Origin of the sequence: Streptomyces sp. NPDC102490 (assembly GCF_044765285.1) — a bacterium.
Classification (GTDB): Bacteria; Actinomycetota; Actinomycetes; order Streptomycetales; family Streptomycetaceae; genus Streptomyces.
Map to the genome: position 1 here is coordinate 376,899 of NZ_JBIWJU010000003.1, position 19,437 is coordinate 396,335.

The following is a 19,437-nucleotide window of genomic DNA, read 5'->3' on the forward strand; positions in this document are numbered from 1 at the left end:
CGGCCGCCGTACGTCAGCAGGTGGGGCGATAGGGCAGGCGGGGCAGGAGTTCGGACCAGCGGGCGGGGGTGAGGTCGCCGTCGGTGCGGTCGCAGACCCGGCGGAGTGCCTCGTCCGTGTCCAGGGTCCAGATCCTCGCCGTCAGGTCGTTGCCCGCCGAGGCCAGGGTGTCGCCGCCGGGCGCGAAGGCGACCGACGTGACGGTGTCCAGGTGGCCGGTGAGCGCGTTGCCGAAGGCGTCGGCGCGGGCGGGGTCGGTCACGTTCCACAGGCGGACCGTGTGGTCCTCGCCGCCGCTGGCGAGGGTGCGGCCGTCCGGGGCGAAGGACACCGAGGTGACGCCGCCGCGATGGCCGGTCAGTTCGCCGCCCAGGGGGCGGGCCCGGCCGGGGTCGGTGACGTCCCAGAGCCTGATCGTGCGGTCCCGGCCGCCGGTGGCGAGGACGTGTCCCTCCGGCGCGAAGGCGACCGCGTTGACCCAGTCGCCGTGGGCGGTCAGCGGTTCGCCGACGGGCCGGGGCCGCTCCCGGTCGCGTACGTCCCACAGCCGGGCGGTCTTGTCCTGGCTGCCGGTGGCGAGGGTGTGCCCGTCCGGGGCGAAGGCCACGGAGCCGACCCAGTCGGTGTGGCCGGTCAGGGGCGTGCCGACGGGGCGTACGTCGTGGGGGTCGCGCACGTCCCACAGGCGGACCCGCTCGTCGACGCCGCCGGTGGCGAGGGTGCGGCCGTCCGGCGCGAAGGCCGCGGTGAGGACGCCGCCGGGGTGGGCGTCCGGGACGGTGGCCGCGGGGACGGGGCGGGCCGGGTCGGAGACGTCCCACAGCCGCAGGGTGCCGTCCTCGGCGCCGGACGCGACGGTGCGGCCGTCCGGCGCGAAGGCCGCGGTCAGGACGGGGGCCTCGTGACCGGTGAGGGGGCGTGGCAGCGGGCGCGGGGGTCCCGGCCGGCCGACGTCCCAGAGCCGGACCAGGGCGTCGTCGGTGCTGGCGGCGGCGAACAGCCTGCCCGTGGGGTCGTAGGCCACGGCGGTGAGCGGGTTGGTGAAGTCGGTCAGGACGCCGTCCGGCAGGTGCCACACGCGGACGCTGTGGTCGGCGCCGGTGGTGGCGAGGGTGCGGCCGTCCGGGCCGTAGGCCAGGTCCCACAGGCCCTCGGTGTGCCCGGTCAGGGGTTCGCCGATCCGGTGCGGGTAGGCGGGGTTGGCGACGTTCCACAGGATGACGGTGTCGTCGTGCGCGGCGCTGGCCAGCGTGTGTCCGTCCGGGCTGAACTCCACCGACCACACGGCGGCGGTGTGTCCGGTCAGCGGTTCGCCCAGCGGGCGCAGGCCGCCGTCGGGGGTGCCGGACCCGCCCGTGCCCGACACCTTCCACAGGCGCACCGTGTCGTCGTAGCCGGCGGTGGCGAGGGTGTCGCCGTCCGGGGAGAACGCCACCGACCAGACCGCCGCGTCGTGGGCGCGGCGGGGCTCGCCGAGCGGGACCGGTCCGTCGGCGCCGTCCGGGCGCCACAGCCGTACGGTCCCGGTGTGCCCGGCGGTGGCCAGGGTGCGCCCGTCCGGGGCGAAGGCGACGTCCCGGACGCCGCGCGCGTCGGCGCGGGCCGGTGCGCCGACGGGTGCGGGCCGGGCCGGGTCGGCCAGGTCCCACAGGCGCAGGGTGCCGTCGTCGCCGGCGGTGGCGAGGGTGCGGCCGTCGGGGGCGAAGGCGACGGAGGTGACGGACTCGCCCCCGTGGCTGACCAGGGGCTCGCCCAGGGGACGGGGCCGGGCGCGGTCCCGGGTGTCCCACAGCCGGATGCCGCCGTCGTCTCCGGCCGCCACCAGCACGCTGCCGTCCGGCGCGTAGGCCACCGCGCCCACCGGTCCGCCGGTGATCCGCAACGGCTCCCCGAGCCGCTCGCCGGACCCGGCCGTGTCCCACAGCCGTACGGTGCCGTCGTGGCCGCCGCTGGCGAGGGTGCGGCCGTCCGGGGCGAAGGCCACGGCGCTGCCGATGTCGTCGTGTCCGGGCAGCCGGGTGGACAGCACCCGGCCCGCGTCCGTGGTGAGCGCGGTGCGCAGTTCGGGGGTGGTGCGCATGCCGAGCGCGGCGACGTCCAGCCGGGCGGAGAGGGCGGCGTTGGTCTCGCGCAGCCGGTCGGCCTCCGCGGTGATCCGGCCGAAGACGGCCTCGTCCCGCTCGGTCTGGGCGGTGGCCCGCGCCCGGAGCGCGACGACGGCGGTGCCCGAGGCGACCAGGACCAGCAGCGCCAGGACGGCCGACAGTCCGCGCCTGAGCCACACCGCGCGCCGCCGCCGGTGGATCGACGCGGCTAGGAACTCGCGCTCCACCGGCGTCAGTTCCCCCGGCGCCGGTTCCCCGCCCCGCGTGTCCCGGGCGAACGCCTCGCGGGCGGCGGCCAGCCGTGAGCCCGCGTAGAGCGCGGCGTTCTCCCGGCCGAGGGTCAGCCAGGTGCGGGCGGCCTCGGAGAGCGCGCGGTGGACGCGGAGCCGGTCGCGTTCGGCGTCGATCCAGCCGCGCAGCCGGGGCCAGGCGGTGATGAGGGCCTCGTGGGCGAGTTCGACCGTGCCGTCGTCGAGGGTGAGCAGCCGGGCGGCGACCAGCCGGTCCAGCACGGCGCGGGTGTCGTCCCGGTCGCCGAGGTCGAGTTCCGCGTGCTCGGCGGGGCGCCGGGTGTCGGGGGTGCCGTCGCCCGGGGCGACGAGCCGCAGCAGGATGCGGCGCGCGAGGTCGGCCTGGGGGGCGGTGAGTTCGCCGTACACCTCCTCGGCGGTGCGGACGACGGCGCCGCGCAGTCCCCCGGCCGCCTCGTAGCCGGCGACGGTCAGGGTCCGGCCGGTGCGGTGCCGCCAGGTCTCCAGCAGCGCGTGCGACATCAGCGGCAGTCCGCCCGGCGCGTCCTCGACCTCGTCGAGCAGCCGGGTGGTCAGGGCGCGTTCGACGACCAGTGAGGCCGCGGCGGCCGGCCGGACGACGGCCTCCCGCAGCTCCTCCCGGCTCATCGGACCGGCCAGCAGGGTGGCGTCCTGCAACGCGGCCGTGAGTCCGGGGTGTTCGGCGCAGCGGCCGAGGAAGTCGGCGCGTACGGCGACCACCACGCGCAGTCGGCTGCCGGGGCCGGTGGCGGTCAGGAGCCGGTCGACGAAGGCGTTCCGCTCGGCCGGGTCGGCGCAGAGGGTGTACAGCTCCTCGAACTGGTCGACGATCAGCCAGGTGTCGGCGTCCGTGTCCGGCACGGGGTCGAGCCGGTCCGCGTGGGTGGTCGTCGGGGTCGCGCCGGGGGTGAGGATGCGGACGGCCGCGGGGGCGGCGGGCGTGTCGGCGCCGGTGCCGGGGGTGCGCAGGCGGGGGATCAGACCGGCCCGCAGCAGGGAGGACTTGCCGCTGCCCGAGGGGCCGAAGACGGCGGTGAAGCGGTGCCTGCGGGTCAGTCCGTCCAGCCGGTCCAGCAGCCGGTCGCGGCCGAAGAACAGGGCGGCGTCGTCCGGTTCGTAGCGGGTCAGACCGCGGTAGGGCGGGCGGGTCTCCTCGTCGGCTCCGGCGAGTGCGGCGGCCTCCGCGCTCGCCGCCCGCCAGCGCCGCTCCCACTCCTCGGGGTCGCCGCCGCAGACGTCGACGTAGGCGAGGGTCACCGCGAGGGTGGGCAGTTGCCGTCCGGCGGCCGCCTGCGACAGGGCGGTCACCGAGAAGGGGACCTTGTCGGCCATCGTGCGGTACGTCGGTCGCCCCACCGAGTCGCGCAGGGCGCGGAGTTCGGCGGCGAACCGCTGGACCGGTCCGGCTCCGGGGTCGAGCCGTCGTTCCCGGCGTCCCACTCCGTTTCCGCCCACGTGTGCCCCGCCCCGCCGTCGCTCTCGGTCCCCGTCCGGGCGCCCACGGTAGGGAGGCGCGGCGGCGGGCGGCAAGCGCCGGGCTGCTCGTCGGGGGGTGGCGCACGGGGAGTTCACGGCGTCTTCACACCGGGTCCGCAGGGTTCCGGGTCGCCGCGCGGGGCCCGCCGCATTGTTCAGTGCCGGGTGCGGGCTGCTGAACAACGGTGTTCCGCGGTGGAATCGGCGGTCGGGGGAGTGCGGGGCGGCGCGGCCGCCGGGTCCGCCGCGGCCGTGCCGCCCCGCTCCCGTTCCCCCCCGGCGAAGACACCCGGGTCCGGAGAAGGCACATGAAGGAAGTGATGCGATGACCCCCGAGGCGACCCGTCGGCCGTGGAGCGTGACGCTGGCGGTGGTGCTGGTGATGCTGGGGACACTGGTCGCGGCGACAACGGCGGCCGGCCCCGGGGAGGCGGCGGCCCTGGTCCTCCTGCTGCTGGCGGTCTGCTTCTGGTTCGCGGTCCGGGCGGGCCGCGGCCGGCGCGGCGCCCGGACCGCGGTGAGCTGTCTGACCGCGGTGATCCTGGTCGTCGCCGCGCCGTTCGCCCTCGACGATCCGCTGTACGGCGGTGCCACGCTGCTGCTGGCCGCGCTGCTCGCCGTCCCGGGCGTGGTCCTGCTGTACCGGCCGGCCGCCGAGGCGTACGTGCGGGTCCGCAGCGGGGAGCGCGGCGAGGAGTACGAGGAGTACGCGGGATGACCGAGCCGCCGCGGGAGGAACCGGTCCGGCCCGCCGGTCCGGCTCCGGAGCCCGGCCCCGGCGAGGTCTGGGACCCCGGTCCCGGCTACGGGCGGGTGGCTCCGCGGGAGCCGCGTGTGCCCGATCCGCTCGCCGTGGCCGTCGGCAACGCCTCGCTGCTCGGGGCGGGTTACCTGATCGCGGGGCGCCGGGCGCTGTTCTGGGTCGCCGCGGTGGTCACCGTGTCCCTGCTGTGGCTGACGTACTCGACCGCCGAGACGTGGTGCGAGCTGCTCGTGGTGCTGTGGTGGGCGGCGGTCGTCGGGCACGGCTGGTGGCTCGCGCGGCGGCACCCGACGGCCGGGCCCCGGCGCGGGCAGCGGCTGCTCGCGCTGGCCCTGACCGTGCCGGTGCTGGCGGCCGCCGGGTGGGTGCGGTTCGACGCGCACGGGGTCGAGGACGAGGTCGCGGACGCCCGCGCGGACGGGGACTGCGGGGCAGCGGTGGCCGCTCAGGACGGGGTGGCGTTCCGGCACCGGCTGGTCGCCGCACCTCTGGCGGCCCGGGGCGACGCGGTGGTCGAGGCGTGCGAGCGGCTGGACGCGGCCGGGGCCTACCTCAGCAGCGGGCTGACCGGTGACCTGGACGCGCTGGAGACCGGCTTCCGGCGGCTCGGCGCGGTGCTCGGCGAGTCCGGCAACGAGCGGACCGTCCGGGCGACGCTGGACCGCTTCCTCGGCCGGCTGCCCACCGACGACGGCTGTGTGACCGTGACCCTTGCGGACTGGCTTCGGAAGCACGCCCCCGGGCCCGGGGACCTGACCGGCCCCGCCTCCGCCACCGCGGCCCGGATCACCCCCCGGGCGCTGATGGACTGCGCCGACGGCTTCATGGGCACGGAGGACTGGCCGGATGCCCGCGAGCACTACCGGCGGCTGCTCGACGAGTACCCGGACGACACCCACGCGGACGCCGCCCGCAAGGGGGCCCGGAAGGCGGGGCTGGCGATCGAGCTGGACCGGGTCACCGAGCTGGTCGCGGCGGCGGACGGCCCGGGCTCCGGCTACTGCCGGGAACCGGCGAAGTACTCCCTGGCCCCCGCCTACCGCAAGGGCCGCACCCGCGCCGTGTTCGTCGGCGACACCGAGTACACGGACAAGCTGCCCGAGGCGTGGCGGACCGACACGGCCCATGCCGCCCTGGTGGTGTGCACCGGTGAGGCGGAGGCCGGGGACGTGGTCGAGACGTGCCAGTACCGGGACCACAACGGCCACATCGGCAGCGTCAGGTTCAACAAGCTGGCGGTCCGGGTGAAGGGCTACGCGCTGCGGACCGGGAAACTCGTCGTCGACCGCACCGTGCAGCTGGGCGGCGAGAGCTGCCCCGGCGTCCTCGGGTACTTCGACGCGCTGCCGTCGCGGATGGCCGTCACGCCCTCGAACGGCGACGTGCGCGACGCCTTCGGACCGGTGGTCGGCCGCTGACCGGACCGCCCGTTCGCCGTCTCGGGGGTTGCCTCGCGGCCGGCGGGGCACCCGCGGGCACTGTGCGCGGACGCGACGGAATCCTGGTGACCGGCTGGTTCAGCTTCCTGCACGGGGAGGCGACGGCCGGCGACGTGCTGGCGCTGGCCCGGGTGGAACGGGTGCTGCGGGAGGCGGGGCTGGCGTACGACGTCGTGTGGAGCCCCGGTTTCCGCGCCGACGGCACGCACTTCGACGACGTGGACCCGGCGGCGTACTCGCGGCTGGTGTTCGTGTGCGGGCCGGTGCACGGGCCGCAGGTCGAGGAGTTGCACCGGCGGTTCGCGCACTGCGTGCGGATCGCGGTCGGGGTCTCCGTGGTCGATCCGGACTCCCCGGCCGTCACCGGCTTCCACCGGGTCCTGGCCCGCGACGCCGCCGGGAGCGGTCCCGGCCTGGACCTCGCGGCCCGTGCTCCGGCGCTCCCTGCGGTGCCCGTCGTCGGGGTGGTGCTCACCCACGGGCAGCGGGAGTACGGGGGCCGGCGGCGGCACGAGGAGGTCGCCGCCGTGCTGACCCGCTGGCTGGCCGGCCGGGACTGCGCCCGGCTGGAGCTGGAGACCCGGCTCGACGCCCACGACTGGCGGCTGTGCGGCACCCCGGCCCAGCTGGAGTCCGTACTGGCCCGCCTCGACCTGGTCGTCACCGACCGGCTGCACGGGCTGGTGCTCGCGCTGCGGGCCGGTGTCCCGGTGCTGGCGGTCGACCCGGTCGAGGGCGGCGCGAAGGTGACGGCGCAGGCCCACGCCTGCGGCTGGCCGGCGCTGGTCGCCGCCGAACGGCTGGCCGGGGCGTCCGCGGAGGGGATGCTGGAGCTCTGGTGGCAGTGGTGCCTGGCCGACGGGCGGGCGGAGGCGGCGCGGATCGGCGCGGGCTTCCGGGCGGCCGACCCGGTCCGGGACGCGGCGGACGGCCTGGTGGCCGCGTTGCGGGCCGCGCCGGGGGGTGGCGGCACGGCGGTGCCTCGCGATTAGGCGCCGTGCGGCACTGGCACTCGGCGGGGGTCGGTCCGCCCTCAGGGGAGGAGAGCCCATGTCCCTCGGCCGGCTCCCCGATCACGAGCAACGGATACTCGACGAGGTCGAACGGGCCCTGCGCCGCGACCGCCGCCTCGACCGGCGCCTGCGCACGCTGCGGCTGCGCCGCCTCCCGGACCCCACCCGTCTGGCGGCCTGCCGCCCGCGCACCCCGGCCGTCCTCCTGCTGCTCGCCGTGTCGGTGACGCTGATGGTCGTCGGCATCGTCACCTCCGCGCCCGGCGTGATCTGGGCGTTCGCCGCCGTGTGGCCGGTGACGCTGTTCGGGGTGTTCCGGCTGCTGTGCCGGTGGACGGAGGGTTAGGGCCCCGCCGCGGCCCGGTTCCCCGGCCGGGTCAGCCGGTGCAGCTGCGGGCCGGGTCAGCCGGTGTAGCTGCGGGCCGTCGAGTCGCGCTGGGCGGGTTCCAGTGCCCGCAGGCGGGCCTCGACCTCTGGTGGCAGCACCCGGCGTTCGCGCAGCACCCACGGCAGGGCGGCGGTCGCCTCCGCGAAGGCGCGCAGGGACGCGGTGTCGCGGGGGACGGTGCGGGCCAGGTGGAGGGTGCGGCGCAGGGCGGGGCCGACCGGGCGGCGCAGCCAGGTGAACCACAGGGTGTTGCGGATGCCGTGTGCCCGGCGCACGGTGGAGTCCCTTACCCCGGAGGGGTGGTGATGGATCGTCAGCTCGTCGGCGTACGTCAGCCACCAGCCGTTGGCGGCGAGGTCGGCGGCGAGCAGCTCCTCCTCGCCGCCGAGCCACAGCCGGGGGTGGAAGCCGCCCGCGGCCCGGAAGGCGTCGGTGCGCAGGACGGTCGCGGCGGCCAGGAAGGAGCCGAGCGCCGGTCCGGGGAGCCAGTCGGGGCGGGGCACGGGCGAGTCGCGCAGCTCCTCGACGATCGGGTCCTCGGTGCCGCCCGGTTCGACCAGGATGCGGGCGGTGACCGAGCCGACCGCCGGGTACCGGTCGAGCAGGTCCGCGGCTTCGGCCAGCGAGCCGGGCGCCCACCAGGAGTCGTCGTCGCAGAACGCGACGTAGGGGGTGGTGACCTGGCGGACGGCCAGGTTGCGGCCGACGGCGCCGAGGTTGCGGCCGGGGCGCAGGAGCCGTACGCCGGGGTGGTGGCGGGCGACGGCGGTGGCCGTGCCGTCGGTGGAGCCGTTGTCGGTGACGATCACCCGGGGTTGTTCGGGGAGTTCGGCGAGCCGGTCCAGGGTGCGCAGGAGTTCGGGGCACCGGTTGTGGGTGATGACGACGACGGTGGTCCTGGTGTCCGTCATGAGGCCGCTCCGTGGCCGTCGTCGAGGAGGCGGGCGGCCCGTTCCACGTGCGGGGGCAGGGGCCGGCGGGCGCGCAGGGCGGCGGGCAGGCGGGTGAGCGTCTCGCGCAGGGCGTGCCGGGCGTGCGGGTCGCGGCGGGCGTCGGCGGCGAGGGCGCGGGTGCGGGCCAGGGCGTGCGGGAGGGGGCGGCGCAGCCAGGCGGTGAGCAGTTCGTTGCGGCGTACGACGGCCGGGCGGCCGGTGCGGGGGCGGGGGTCCGGGTGGTGGTGGGCGACCACGTCGGGGCAGTGCGTGACGCCCCAGCCGCGGGCCGCGAGGTCGTAGGCGAGGAGGGTCTCCTCGGCGCCGAAGAAGAGCAGCGGGTGGTAGCCGCCCGCGTCGAGGTACGCGGTGCGGCGGGCGACGGCGGCGCAGCCGAGGAAGCCGAGCACCTGGGTGCCGGGCAGGTCGGTGGCCGTGCCGAGCGGGGAGTCGGCGAGCAGGTCGTTGAGGGGGTCCGCGGCGTCGGCGGGGCCGACGAGGGTGCGGGCGGAGAGCAGGCCAAGCCGGGGGTGCTCGTCGAAGTAGCGGGCGGCGGCGCGCAGGGAGCCGGGCGCCCACCAGGAGTCGTCGTCGCTGAACGCCACGTACGGGGTGTCCAGGGCGCGGACCCCGTGGGTGCGGGCGAGGGCGCCGCGGTTGACCGGCAGGGCGAGGACGCGGACCTGGGGGAAGTCGCGGGCCAGCAGGGCGCGGGTGCCGTCGGTGGAGGCGTTGTCGACGACGAGGACCTCGGGCCGCTCGGGCAGGGCGAGCAGGTGGCGCAGGGTGACGGCGAGGCTCGCGCGGCGGTTCCGGGTGGCGATGACGATGCCGACGGGGGCGGGTTTCGTGGGGTCGGGGCGGGCCCGTTCGCGGGTGGCCGTGGGGCCGTGGTGCGCGGGGTGGTTCATGGTCCCTCTTCCGGGGCGTCCGGGGTGTCCGGGTCGTCGAGTGCGTCGATTGCGCGCAGTACGGCGTCTGGGGTGATCCGCAGCAGTGCGGGGTCGGTGCGGCGGCCGTGCGGGTCGCCGTCCGGGCCCGGGTGCCACAGGACGCGGTGGCGGGGGTGCGGCGGCGGGCCCCAACGGCTGGGCGGGACCGGGCCGAAGAGGGTCACGGAGGGCGTGGCGTGGGCGACGGCGAGGTGGGCGATGCCGGTGTCGCCGCTGACGACGGCGCGGGCGCCGGCCACCAGGGCGGAGAGCCGGTCGTAGGGCAGGCCGCCGCCGAACACGTCCGTGTCGGGCAGGTCGGCGCGCTTGGCCAGCCGGGCCACCAGGTCCGCCTCGTCCGCTCCCCCGGTGACCACGACCCGGCGTCCCCGTGCGCGCAGTGCCTCGGCGACGGCCGCGTACCGTTCCACGGGCCAGCAGCGGGAGGGGGCACCGGCGCCGGGGTGCAGGACGACCGCGCCGGGGGCGGGGGACGGCGCGTCGGGGCGCGGCAGCCGCAGGTCGGTGGGGTCGGCGGCGATGCCGTAGGCCCGCAGCAGCCGGCACCACCGCTCGCGCTCGTGCTCCTCGGCGTACCAGGGTGGGCCCTCCACCTCGGGGGTCTCCGGGTGCGCGAACGCCAGCAGCCTGCGCGGGCGCAGGCGGGTCAGCAGGCGATGGCTGGGCGGCCCGTTGCCGTGCAGGTCGACGGCGACGTCGGGGGGCGGTCCGGTCCAGTCGAGGGAGCGCGGGACGGCACGGCCGGGTGCGGCGGCGGGCAGCACCCGGTCCACGGCGCCGGTCGCGGCGGCCACGGGGCTCAGTTCGGCGGGGGTGGCCAGCACCACCTCGTGCCCGGGATACGCCCGCCGCAACGCACGCAGGGCAGGCACCCCGGCCAACAGGTCCCCAAGCCCGAGAGCCCGCAGCACAAGCACGCGGCGCCGCCCGCCCCCGCCCTCGTCCGGCGCCGTGCGCACCGTCTCCCCGGCCGGCGGATGCACCGTCTCCGCGATCGGCGGATGCACCGGGTCCCCGGTGACGGGCCCACCACCGGCCCCCTGAGGCCGTTCGCCGATCGCGGGCGATCGGACCTCCGTAGCGCGGGCCGCTCGGCTGAGCGGCGACGGGCGATCGCGCCCGGGCGTCGGTGGAGGCGCGACCGGCGTGTTCGTCGGCGAGGCGCCTGCGCCAGGGCGGGTGCCGGGGCGGTCGGGGAGTGTGGGTGTCATCGGGTTCCCTCGGCCGCGCGGGTCAGCAGGGCGGTGGAGGAGCGGCCGTCGAGGTAGGGCAGGAGGACCGCCTGGCCGCCCCACTCCTGGAGGAGCGCGGCCTCGGGGAGGTCGGCGCCCGCGTAGTCGCCGCCCTTGACCCAGACGTCGGGGCGCAGGTCGCCGAGGAGGCGTTCGGGGGTGTCCTCGTCGAAGACGGCGACCGCGTCGACACAGGCGAGGGCGCGCAGCACCCGGACCCGGTCGGCGAGGGGGTTGACGGGGCGGCCACCGCCCTTGCGGCGTCGGACGGAGGCGTCGGAGTTGACGCAGACGACCAGGCAGTCGCCGAGCCGCCGAGCGGCCTGGAGGAGGCCGACGTGTCCGGCGTGCAGCAGGTCGAAGCAGCCGCCGGCGGCGACTACCGTGCCGTGCTCGGCGCGGACCCGGGCGGTCAGGGCGCCGGGGTCGTCGGTGTCGGGCGGCGAGGCGGGGGCCGGTGCCGAGTCGGCCGGGGGCACGGCGGCCGCGCCGCCCGCGGCGACGAAGGCGGTGGCGGCGCTCACCGCGCCCTCGACGGCCTCCCCCACCAGCGCCCCGTCGGCGAGCAGCCCGGCCGCGGTGGCCGCGAACCGGTCCCCCGCGCCGCAGGAGTCGCCGTGGTGGGCGGCGGGCGCGGGCACGAGCAGGGGGTGTTCGCCGTAGGACAGGAGGGCGCCGCGCGCGCCGAGGGTCACCGACACCGCGGCCGCCCGCCAGTCCCGTACGAGTGCGGCGGCGTCGAGCGCGGCGGCGCGCAGTCCGCCGCCCGGGTGGTCCCGGTCCGGCGCGAAGCCGTGGGCCTCCTTCTCGGCGGGCGTCACCAGGCGGGTGCCGGGGACCGGCGGCCCCCCGCGCGGGTGCGGGTCCCACACCAGCGGCGGGCGCGCGGCGAGCACGTCACGCAGGGCGTCCGCGGCGCCCCGGCCGTAGTCGGAGACCAGGACGGCGCGGGCGGACCGCAGCGCGTCCCGGGCCTCGTCCGTGGCCTCGCGGACCCGGCCGCCGCCCCGGTCGAGGCGGACGACGGGACGGCCCTGGGCGAGGACGCGGGTCTTCTCCGGCACCGTGCCGGTCAGGGGCAGCGGGATCAGGGTCAGCCAGGGGGCGAGCAGTTCGCGCAGGGCGAGCCCGGCCGGGTCGTCGCCCATGCCGGCGATCAGCGTGACCTCGCGGCCGTCACGGGCGGCGAGGTACGCGGCGAGGGCGGCGCCGCCCGGGCGGACGCGCTCGGCGCACTCCGAGACGACCGGGACCGGCGCGTCCGGTGCGAGCCGGTCGGCGGAGCCGGTGAGGTCGCGGTCGAGCAGCGCGTCGCCGACCACGACCAGCGGGGTCCTCCTGTCAGCCTTGGCGGCCATGTCTCCCGTCACCTCCGCTTCCGCTGCGCCGCGCGCCCCGCGCGCCCCGTGCTCCGTACGCCCCGCGCGCCGCGCTCCAGGGCCGCGTCGAAGGCCGCGCAGATCATGTGGACGGCGACCAGATGGATCTCCTGGACGGTGGCCGTCGAAGGCGCCTCGACGCACAGGGACTCGTCGCTGCCCGCCATGAGCGGGTTGGGGGCGCAGCCGGTGAGCGCCCAGACCCGTACCCCGGCCGCGCGGGCCGCGTCGGCCGCGGAGAGCAGGTTGGCGCTGGCGCCGGACGTGGACAGCAGCATCAGGACGTCGCCCTCGCGGCCGTGGGCGCGGACCTGGCGGGCGAACACCTCGTCGACGCCGTAGTCGTTGGCGATGGCGGTGGTGGAGGAGGTGTCGGCGTGCAGGGCGATCGCGGAGAACGGCGGGCGGTCGTCCCGGTAGCGGCCGACGAGTTCGGCGGTGAGGTGCTGGGCCTGGGCGGCGCTGCCGCCGTTGCCCGCGGCGAGCAGCCGGCCGCCGCCGCCCAGCACGGCGGCGAGCCGCTCGCCCCAGCGCTCGGTGATGTGCGCGGAGGCGCGGAACGCCCCCAGCGCGTCCTGGAGTTCGTCGCAGTGCCCGACGACGGGCGGGTGCACGGTCATGACGCCACCTCCGTCGACACCGCGTGCTCGGAACGGGTCAGCCGGTACACCTGTTCCGCGCCGTCGGCGACGCGCGCCCAGGTGTAGTGCCGCAGGACGCGTTCGCGGCCGTTGCGGCCGTACTGGCGGCGCAGCCGCTCGTCGGCGAGCAGTTCCCGGGCGGCCTCGGCGACGGCCCCGGGGTCCTGCGGGGTGACCAGGCGGCCGGTGACGCCGTCGGCGACCGAGTCGCGGTGGCCGCCGACGTCGGTGGCGAGGACGGGTACGCCGCACGCCATGGCCTCCAGCGGCACGATGCCGAACGGCTCGTACACCGGGGTGCACAGCACCAGGTCGGAGCTGCGCAGCAGGGCGGGCATGTCGTCCGGGTCGACCGCGCCGAGCAGCCGGACCCGGTCGGCGACGCCGGCGCGGCGGGCGATGCCGGTCAGGCGCTGCGCCTCGGGTTCGTCCTCCACGGCGCCGGCGGGCGGGCCGCCGGCGATGAGGAGTTCGGTGTCGGGGAGGTCGGCCAGGGCGCGGACGGCCAGGTCGTAGCCCTTGCGCGGGACGAGTCGTCCGCAGGCGAGCAGCCGGTGCCGCAGGCGCCGCTCGGGGGTGCGGCCGGTGTCGGCGGCGGGGTGGAAGTGCTCGGCGTCCACACCGCAGGGCACGACGGAGACCTGCCGGGGCGGCACCCCCATGTTGCCGAGTTCCACGACCTCGTCGGTGCAGGTGGCCAGGACCCGTTCACAGGTCCGGCCCAGCTGCCGTTCGATGCCGATGCGCTCGTAGGGGCTGGTGTCCCGCATGCCCTGGTGGCGCCGCTTGACCGTGCCGAGGGCGTGGAAGGTCTGCACGAGGGGGATGCCGTGCGGGCCCGCGCCGAGCTGGGAGGCCATGCCGGACATCCAGAAGTGGGCGTGCACCACGTCGGGCCGCTCCCGGGCCCAGGCGCGGGCCAGGTGGGCGCCGAAGGCGGGCATGTGCGGGAACAGTTCGTCCTTGGGGACGGACACGGGTGGCCCGGCCGGTACGTGTTCGACGACCGCGCCGCCGGGCAGCGGCACCCGGTCGGGCAGGTCGGTGGCGTCCCGGCGGGTGTAGACCGTGACGTCGTGGCCGCGCCCCGCCAACTCCTCGGCGAGACGGGCCACGTAGACGTTCTGTCCACCGGCGTCCACGCCACCGAGCGCGGCGAGGGGGCTCGCGTGCTCGGACACCATGGCGATCCTCATCGGGTCACCTCCTTGAGCAGCCGCTCCCAGTCGTCCAGGAAGCGGGGCAGCCCGTAGTGGGCCAGGGCCGCCGCACGGGCCGCCTCGCCGACCGCCCGCGCGTACGGCGGGTCGGCGAGGAAGTCGCGTACGGCGTCGGTCAGTACGTCGATGCGGTTGGAGACCACTCCGGCGCCGGGCGGCACGGCCTCGGTGACCTCGGTGGTGGCGAGGGCGACCACGGGCATGCCCAGGTGCATGGCCTCCAGCAGGGACAGGCCGAGGGAGGTCCAGCGGACGGGGTGGACGTAGACGCGGCGGCGGGCCAGCTCGGTGTGCAGCTCGCTCTGGGGGACGTCCTGGGTGCGGCAGCGGCCGGGATCGACGCCGAGGTGCTCGGCGAGGGCCTCGGTGCGCATGCCGAACACGTCGAGCGGCGCCGCGCGGGAGAACTCGGGGAGCAGGTCGGTTCCGGTCGTACGCCCGCGCCGGATCGGCTCGTTGACGACGACGGCGGCGCGTTCCAGCTCGCCGGTCCAGCGGTGGCCGGGGTCGACGATGCCGTGTTCGACGACCGCGGTGTCCGCCGGACCGGCGTCCCACATCAGCCGGTTGAAGTGGGTGACGTGGACGAGGATGGCGCCCGGGATGTCCGCGGCCGGGTGGCGGGTGCGGGGCACGTCGCCGTCGGGGGCGTTGTGCTCCAGGTAGACCAGCGGCGGGCGGCGGCCCAGCCACCGGTCGACCAGGGCGAGTTCGTGCGGGCGTTGAAGGATCACGAGGTCGATGTCCTCGTCCCGCAGCCGCTCGGGCGGTACTTCCACGACGGAGTCGGGCCAGTCCCAGGTCCGGGCGCGGCCGAGGCCGTCGGGTCCGCGGTCGGGGGTGACGGGGACGAGGTAGGTGTGCGGGCCCTGCACGAAGGCCGTGGTCCACGACCCGTGCACGTGCCAGATGAGGATCCTCATGTCTCCCCCAGCAGTTTCTCGACGGCGGCGGCCACGTCGGTGGCCGTGACGGTGTTCAGGCAGGGGTGGCCGGGGACGGGGCAGTCCCGGGCCCTGCTGTCGGCACAGGGCGCGTCCTGGTCGCCCAGCAGGACGTAGGGGACGCCGTACGGGCGCCAGCGCTCGGCGGGGACGACGGGCGCGAACAGCGAGACGACGGGGGTGCCGACGGCGGCGGCGAGGTGGGCGGGCGCGGTGTTGCCGGTGACGACGACGGCGGCGCCCGCGAGGACGCCGGCCAGTTCGGGCGCGTCGGTGCGGCCGCCGAGGTCGGTGCCGTGCCGGCCTGCGACGTGGGCGGTGAGGTCGCGCTCGCCGGGTCCGCCGGTGACCAGCACGCGGTGTCCGGCGGCGGCGAGTTCGCGTACGGCCTCGGCGGCGCGCTCGGGGCTCCAGGCGCGGGCGGGGACGCTGGCGCCGGGGTGCAGGACGACGTAGGGGCCGGGTCCGGTGAGGGCGTCGGCGGGGGGCGGCGGGTGGACCCGGAGCCGTCCGTCGTCGGGGCGCGGGAACCCGGCCGCCTCGGCGAGGTCCAGGGCCGCCTCGGCCTCGTGGGCGTGCGGGGCGCGCTGGTGGCGCAGGTCGAGCAGCGAGCCGGGGTAGTCCACGCTGTCGGCGGCGATGTACCCGACCCCGGCGAGGCGCAGCACCAGGGCGGTGGGCAGCGGGGACTGGTGGAAAGAGGTGAGGACCAGCGCGGTGTCGGCGTCGATCCGCTCCACGAGCGCGTCGATGTCGTCCCGCCGCACCTGGGGCGGCTCGAACCCGCCCCACGGCGCCTCCCACACCAGCACCTCGTCGACGCCGGGCAGCAGCCGGGCCGCGGGCGCGCCGCGTGAGCCGCACAGCAGGGTGACGTGGTCGGCGCGCGCGGCGACGGCCCGCACGGCGGGCCCGGCGAGCAGGACGTCGCCGAAACTGTCCAGCCGGGTGACGAGCGCCTTCATCTCTGCCTCCCACGGTTGCGGTCCGGGGCCGCCGCCCCTCCGGGTGCGACGCCCGGTCCCCCACCGCTCGCGTCCGCGGCGGGCCCGCTCGCGCCCCCTTCGGCGGGGGCGCCGTCGCGGCTCCGGCCGCTCGGCTTCGCGCCGGGTCCGCTTCCGCCCGGCCCGGTGGCGGCGGCGGCCGACCGGCCTGCGGGGACCGTCCGGTGGGCGGCGTCGCGGGGGGCGGTGTCGCGGGGGGCGGTGTCGCGGGGGGCGAAGACGCCCGGCCCGGGAGCCGTGGCGGACGGGGCCTCGGCGGGTCCGTGCCGGCCGTCGGCTGCGGTGGAGGTGACGGCGGTGACCGTCCGCGCACCGGCCTCCGCACCGGCCTCCGCACCGGCCTCCGCACCGGCCTCCGGACCGGTCTCCGGGGCCGGGCGGTACGCCGCCTCGATGGGCCGCTCGTTCGCCAGGATCCGCCCCGTGGGCGGGCCGTCGAGGATCGCGCGTACGGCGGTGAGGAGGTCCGGGGCGACGTGGGCCGCGGCGGCCGTCTCCTGCGGGCGGGTGCGGTCGTTGGGGACGAGGATGCCGTGCGCGCCGGCACGTTCGGCGGCCTCCATGTCCGCGCCGATGTCGCCGACGACGACGCAGTCGGCGGGGCCGGCGCACACGCGTCCGGCGGCCCACAGGACCATGCCGGGCTGCGGCTTGCGGCAGTGGCAGCCGTCGTCGGGGCCGTGCGGGCAGACGGCCCAGACGTCGAAGGGGCCGATCAGGTCGTCGACGCGGCGGTTGACCCGCCGGACGTCGCCGTCGCTGATCAGGCCGCGGGCCACGCCGGACTGGTTGGTGACGACGCCGACGCGGATGCCGTGGGCGCGGAGCAGCGCCACCGCCTCGCGGGCGCCGTCGACGGGGCGGACCCGGTCCGGGTCGCCGTTGTAGGGGACGTCGTGGACGAGGGTGCCGTCGCGGTCGAAGAGGACGACCTTCACCCGGCTTCCGGCGGGGCTCATGCGGCCACCTCCCGCCAGGCGGGGGCGGCGCGGTGGCGCCACAGTCCGCTGAGCCGGTGCCAGGTCGCGGCGGGCGGGATCAGCGCGCTGGTGACCAGCATGGTCGTGACCTCGTCCCGGGTGCGCGGTCCGGGCGCGATGCGGGCCCAGGCGAACTCGGCGGTGCCCGCGGCCCAGCCGGCCCCGGCGAGGGCGGCGGCCCGGGGGCGTCCGGCCGCCGCGAGGGCGAGGGCGGCGGTACCGGCGGCGGTGATCGCCGCGTGACGCCGGATCCGGCCCCGGGGCGCGACCGCCTTGGCCCACCAGTCGGGGCCGTGCAGCCGCCGCATCAGGGCGTCGTCGGCGTTGCCGCGCTGCTGCTTCAGGGAGACCCAGCGCGCGGCGGGCCGTACGGGGTGGCGGGTGGTGCGGCGGCCGCGCCGGATGCGCCAGCCCGCGTCGAGGACGCGCAGCGCGAGGTCGGCGTCCTCGCGGAAGGCGCGGGTGAAGCGTTCGTCGAAGCCGCCGACCTGCTTGAGCACGTCGGTGCGGTAGGCCATGTCGGCGGTGATCCACCGGGCTTGGGCGAGACCGGCGGTGCCGCGCTCCCAGTCGGTGGGGCGGCGCTCCCCCGGCAGCGGCACGGCGATCACGCCCTGTACGGCGCCGGTGTCGGGGGCCGCCTCGGCGAGGTCCTGGATCAGCTGGTCGCACCAGTGCGGGCCGACCTGGACGTCGTCGTCGAGGAACGCGGTCCAGGGCGAAGTGACCGCGCGGGCCCCGGTGTTGCGGGCGGCGGCGGGTCCGCGGCCCCCGCTGCGCAGCACCACCGTGCGGGCGCGCAGGTCGCCGAGGACGGTCAGGGCGTGTTCCAGCGCGCCCGGGTCGGTGTCGGGGTCGGGCCGGTCGTCGACCAGGACGATCTCGTCGGGGTCGGGGCCGTGCGCGGCGACCAGAGCGGCCAGGCAGTCGGCCAGCGTGTCGCGCACCAGGGTGGGGACGACGACGGCGTAGCCGGTGCGCGGGGCGCCGGTTCCGGGGGCGGTGCTCATGCGAACGCCCGTCCCCGGCGCACCGCGAAGGGGCCGATGGCGAGCAGGTCGACGGGCGCCGAGCCGAAGCACTCCAGCGCGTCGCGCGGGTCGTCGACCATGGGCCGCCCGGCGGTGTTGAGGCTGGTGTTGACGACGACCGGCAGCCCGGTGCGCCGTTCGAAGGCGGCCAGCATCCGTGCGACGAGCGGCTCGCGGCGTTCCTCGACGGTCTGGATGCGGGCGGTGCCGTCGACGTGGACGACGGCCGGGATGCGCGCGCGCCACGCCGGGTCGACGTCGTGCACGAAGAGCATGTACGGGCTCGGGACCGGGCCGGTGAAGAGGTCGGCGGCCCGGTCGGCGAGCACCATGGGCGCGACGGGGCGGAACTCCTCGCGGCCCTTGACGTGGTTGAGGCGTTCCAGGTTCTCCGCGCGGCCGGGGTGGGCCAGCAGGGAGCGGTGCCCGAGGGCGCGCGGCCCGAACTCGCTGCGGCCCTGGAACCAGGCGACGACGCCGTCCCGGGCGAGTTCCTCGGCGACGGTCTCGGCGATGTCGTCCGGCTCCTCGTAGGGGATGGCGGCGGTCTCCAGCCAGGCGCGGATCTCGTCGTCGCGCCAGCCGCGGCCGAGGTCGGCGCCGGGCATCGGCTCGGGGGCGGCACCCTCCTGGGCGGCGGCCACGTGCAGGGCGCCGCCGAGGGCGGTGCCCGCGTCTCCGGCGGCGGGCTGCACCCACACGTGCCGGTAGGGGCCACGGGCGGCGATCTTGGAGTTGGCGACGCAGTTCAGGGCGACGCCGCCCGCCATGGTGAGGGCCTCGCCCCCGGCCTCGCCGTGCAGCCAGTGGACGAGTTCGAGGAGCAGTTCCTCCAGCACGGCCTGGGTGCTCGCGGCCAGGTCCGCGTGGTCCTTCGTCCAGTCCTCGCCCCGGGCGCGCGGCGGGGCGAGGGCCGCCCAGTCGACGCCGTGGGCGCGGAAGCCGCCGTCGCCGGTGGCGTGGACGCGCTCGCGGAGCCGGTCGAGGTGGCGGGGGGTGCCGTAGGAGGCGAGGGCCATCACCTTGTACTCGTCGCTGCTGCGCAGGAAGCCGAGGTGCTCGGTGAGTTCCTCGTAGACGAGGCCGAGCGAGTGCGGCAGCGCCTGGGTGGCGAGGACGTCGAGCTTGCCGTCGCGGTAGCGGCCGGCCAGGTGGGAGGCGGACTCGCCGCGGCCGTCGAGGACGAGGACGTCGTTGTCGGGGTGCGGCGAGGCCGGTCCCGCGGAGGCGGCGTGCGCCACGTGGTGCGGGACGAAGACGACCCGGTCCGGGTCGAGCCCGGGCAGCGCGTCGGCGAGGAACTCGGGGGCCCGGCGGGCGTACTCGAGCCGCAGCGGGTCCCAGGGGTCGTCCAGGCCCAGGTCGCGGGCGGGCCGGGCGAGCTTCGGGTCGAAGGAGTAGGCGACGGCGTCCAGGTCGCCGGGCCGTATCCCGGCGTGCTCCAGGCACCACCGGGCGGACAGCTCGGGGACCTCCCACGCGGAGAACGGCACCGGGCGCTTGCCGTGCTTGCGTCGGCTGAACCGCTCTTCCTCGGCGGCCGCAACGGTCCGGCCGTCGACGACGAGCGCGGCGGCCGGGTCGTGGTACAGGGCGTTGATACCAAGGATGCGCATGGGGCGGGCTCCTCTCTCGGCGTGGCGGGTGCCGCGGGCCAGTTGCCTC

Annotated in this window: 16 protein-coding genes; 4 read left to right on the plus strand and 12 right to left on the minus strand. The window is 77.3% G+C overall.

Going from position 1 to position 19,437, the window contains the following annotated elements:
- Positions 1-13: 13 nt before the first annotated feature.
- A complete protein-coding gene (locus ACIRGB_RS08325) occupies positions 14-3,817 on the minus strand; it encodes a WD40 repeat domain-containing protein (protein WP_403860117.1) in 3,804 nt (1,267 codons plus the stop codon).
- 361 nt (positions 3,818-4,178) lie between these two features.
- On the opposite strand from ACIRGB_RS08325, the gene ACIRGB_RS08330 reads away from it, so the two are divergent.
- From ACIRGB_RS08330 to ACIRGB_RS08345, 4 genes are all read left to right on the plus strand, one after another.
- Positions 4,179-4,571 (plus strand): hypothetical protein, encoded by a 393-nt coding sequence (locus tag ACIRGB_RS08330; RefSeq protein WP_403860120.1) that lies wholly within the window; start codon positions 4,179-4,181, stop codon positions 4,569-4,571.
- Positions 4,568-6,034: a tol-pal system YbgF family protein gene (locus tag ACIRGB_RS08335; protein ID WP_403860123.1), complete on the plus strand. Its 1,467-nt coding sequence runs from the start codon at positions 4,568-4,570 to the stop codon at positions 6,032-6,034. The genes ACIRGB_RS08330 and ACIRGB_RS08335 overlap by 4 nt, the downstream gene beginning before the upstream one ends.
- A gap of 86 nt (positions 6,035-6,120) precedes the next feature.
- Positions 6,121-7,047: a polysaccharide pyruvyl transferase family protein gene (locus tag ACIRGB_RS08340; RefSeq protein WP_403860126.1), complete on the plus strand. Its 927-nt coding sequence runs from the start codon at positions 6,121-6,123 to the stop codon at positions 7,045-7,047.
- A gap of 58 nt (positions 7,048-7,105) precedes the next feature.
- A complete protein-coding gene (locus ACIRGB_RS08345) occupies positions 7,106-7,414 on the plus strand; it encodes a DUF3040 domain-containing protein (protein ID WP_403860128.1) in 309 nt (102 codons plus the stop codon).
- Between the two features lie 56 nt (positions 7,415-7,470).
- Here the strand turns inward: ACIRGB_RS08345 and ACIRGB_RS08350 are convergent, their stop codons facing one another.
- The 11 genes from ACIRGB_RS08350 to ACIRGB_RS08400 all read right to left on the minus strand — a co-directional run bounded on the left by ACIRGB_RS08350 (position 7,471) and on the right by ACIRGB_RS08400 (position 19,388).
- The gene (locus tag ACIRGB_RS08350; RefSeq protein ID WP_403860131.1) at positions 7,471-8,367 is read right to left on the minus strand and encodes a glycosyltransferase family 2 protein; all 897 of its coding nucleotides are present in this window, start codon (positions 8,365-8,367) and stop codon (positions 7,471-7,473) included.
- Positions 8,364-9,299 (minus strand): glycosyltransferase family 2 protein, encoded by a 936-nt coding sequence (locus ACIRGB_RS08355; RefSeq protein WP_403860134.1) that lies wholly within the window; start codon positions 9,297-9,299, stop codon positions 8,364-8,366. Before ACIRGB_RS08355 ends, ACIRGB_RS08350 begins: the two co-directional genes overlap by 4 nt.
- On the minus strand, positions 9,296-10,300 hold the full coding sequence (locus ACIRGB_RS08360; protein ID WP_403860640.1) for a glycosyltransferase family 9 protein: 1,005 nt from the start codon (positions 10,298-10,300) through the stop codon (positions 9,296-9,298). The genes ACIRGB_RS08355 and ACIRGB_RS08360 overlap by 4 nt, the downstream gene beginning before the upstream one ends.
- Before the next feature lie 248 nt (positions 10,301-10,548).
- On the minus strand, positions 10,549-11,931 hold the full coding sequence (gene rfaE2, locus ACIRGB_RS08365) for a D-glycero-beta-D-manno-heptose 1-phosphate adenylyltransferase (protein ID WP_403860137.1): 1,383 nt from the start codon (positions 11,929-11,931) through the stop codon (positions 10,549-10,551).
- Positions 11,932-11,939: 8 nt separating this feature from the next.
- Entirely contained in the window at positions 11,940-12,572 is a 633-nt protein-coding gene (locus ACIRGB_RS08370) for an SIS domain-containing protein (RefSeq protein WP_356371619.1), read from the minus strand.
- Positions 12,569-13,789: a glycosyltransferase family 4 protein gene (locus tag ACIRGB_RS08375; RefSeq protein WP_403860140.1), complete on the minus strand. Its 1,221-nt coding sequence runs from the start codon at positions 13,787-13,789 to the stop codon at positions 12,569-12,571. The genes ACIRGB_RS08370 and ACIRGB_RS08375 overlap by 4 nt, the downstream gene beginning before the upstream one ends.
- Entirely contained in the window at positions 13,786-14,736 is a 951-nt protein-coding gene (locus ACIRGB_RS08380; protein WP_403860143.1) for a glycosyltransferase, read from the minus strand. Before ACIRGB_RS08380 ends, ACIRGB_RS08375 begins: the two co-directional genes overlap by 4 nt.
- The gene (locus ACIRGB_RS08385) at positions 14,733-15,722 is read right to left on the minus strand and encodes a glycosyltransferase family 9 protein (protein WP_403860146.1); all 990 of its coding nucleotides are present in this window, start codon (positions 15,720-15,722) and stop codon (positions 14,733-14,735) included. Before ACIRGB_RS08385 ends, ACIRGB_RS08380 begins: the two co-directional genes overlap by 4 nt.
- Complete coding sequence (locus tag ACIRGB_RS08390; RefSeq protein WP_403860149.1) at positions 15,719-16,720, minus strand: HAD-IIIA family hydrolase; 1,002 nt, start codon at positions 16,718-16,720, stop codon at positions 15,719-15,721. Before ACIRGB_RS08390 ends, ACIRGB_RS08385 begins: the two co-directional genes overlap by 4 nt.
- Positions 16,717-17,751 (minus strand): glycosyltransferase family 2 protein, encoded by a 1,035-nt coding sequence (locus ACIRGB_RS08395; RefSeq protein WP_403860152.1) that lies wholly within the window; start codon positions 17,749-17,751, stop codon positions 16,717-16,719. Before ACIRGB_RS08395 ends, ACIRGB_RS08390 begins: the two co-directional genes overlap by 4 nt.
- Positions 17,748-19,388, minus strand: a complete 1,641-nt coding sequence (locus ACIRGB_RS08400; RefSeq protein ID WP_403860155.1) for a carbamoyltransferase — start codon at positions 19,386-19,388, stop codon at positions 17,748-17,750. Before ACIRGB_RS08400 ends, ACIRGB_RS08395 begins: the two co-directional genes overlap by 4 nt.
- Positions 19,389-19,437 lie beyond the last annotated feature (49 nt).

Excerpts from the sequence above, each read along its gene's own strand:
- ACIRGB_RS08330 (WP_403860120.1), top strand. The coding sequence starts at position 4,179 with ATGACCCCCGAGGCGACCCGTCGGCCGTGGAGCGTGACGCTGGCGGTG.
- ACIRGB_RS08335 (WP_403860123.1), top strand. The coding sequence starts at position 4,568 with ATGACCGAGCCGCCGCGGGAGGAACCGGTCCGGCCCGCCGGTCCGGCT.
- ACIRGB_RS08345 (WP_403860128.1), top strand. The coding sequence starts at position 7,106 with ATGTCCCTCGGCCGGCTCCCCGATCACGAGCAACGGATACTCGACGAG.
- ACIRGB_RS08350 (WP_403860131.1), bottom strand. The coding sequence starts at position 8,367 with ATGACGGACACCAGGACCACCGTCGTCGTCATCACCCACAACCGGTGC.
- ACIRGB_RS08355 (WP_403860134.1), bottom strand. The coding sequence starts at position 9,299 with ATGAACCACCCCGCGCACCACGGCCCCACGGCCACCCGCGAACGGGCC.
- rfaE2 (WP_403860137.1), bottom strand. The coding sequence starts at position 11,931 with ATGGCCGCCAAGGCTGACAGGAGGACCCCGCTGGTCGTGGTCGGCGAC.
- ACIRGB_RS08370 (WP_356371619.1), bottom strand. The coding sequence starts at position 12,572 with ATGACCGTGCACCCGCCCGTCGTCGGGCACTGCGACGAACTCCAGGAC.
- ACIRGB_RS08375 (WP_403860140.1), bottom strand. The coding sequence starts at position 13,789 with ATGAGGATCGCCATGGTGTCCGAGCACGCGAGCCCCCTCGCCGCGCTC.
- ACIRGB_RS08380 (WP_403860143.1), bottom strand. The coding sequence starts at position 14,736 with ATGAGGATCCTCATCTGGCACGTGCACGGGTCGTGGACCACGGCCTTC.
- ACIRGB_RS08385 (WP_403860146.1), bottom strand. The coding sequence starts at position 15,722 with ATGAAGGCGCTCGTCACCCGGCTGGACAGTTTCGGCGACGTCCTGCTC.
- ACIRGB_RS08390 (WP_403860149.1), bottom strand. The coding sequence starts at position 16,720 with ATGAGCCCCGCCGGAAGCCGGGTGAAGGTCGTCCTCTTCGACCGCGAC.
- ACIRGB_RS08395 (WP_403860152.1), bottom strand. The coding sequence starts at position 17,751 with ATGAGCACCGCCCCCGGAACCGGCGCCCCGCGCACCGGCTACGCCGTC.
- ACIRGB_RS08400 (WP_403860155.1), bottom strand. The coding sequence starts at position 19,388 with ATGCGCATCCTTGGTATCAACGCCCTGTACCACGACCCGGCCGCCGCG.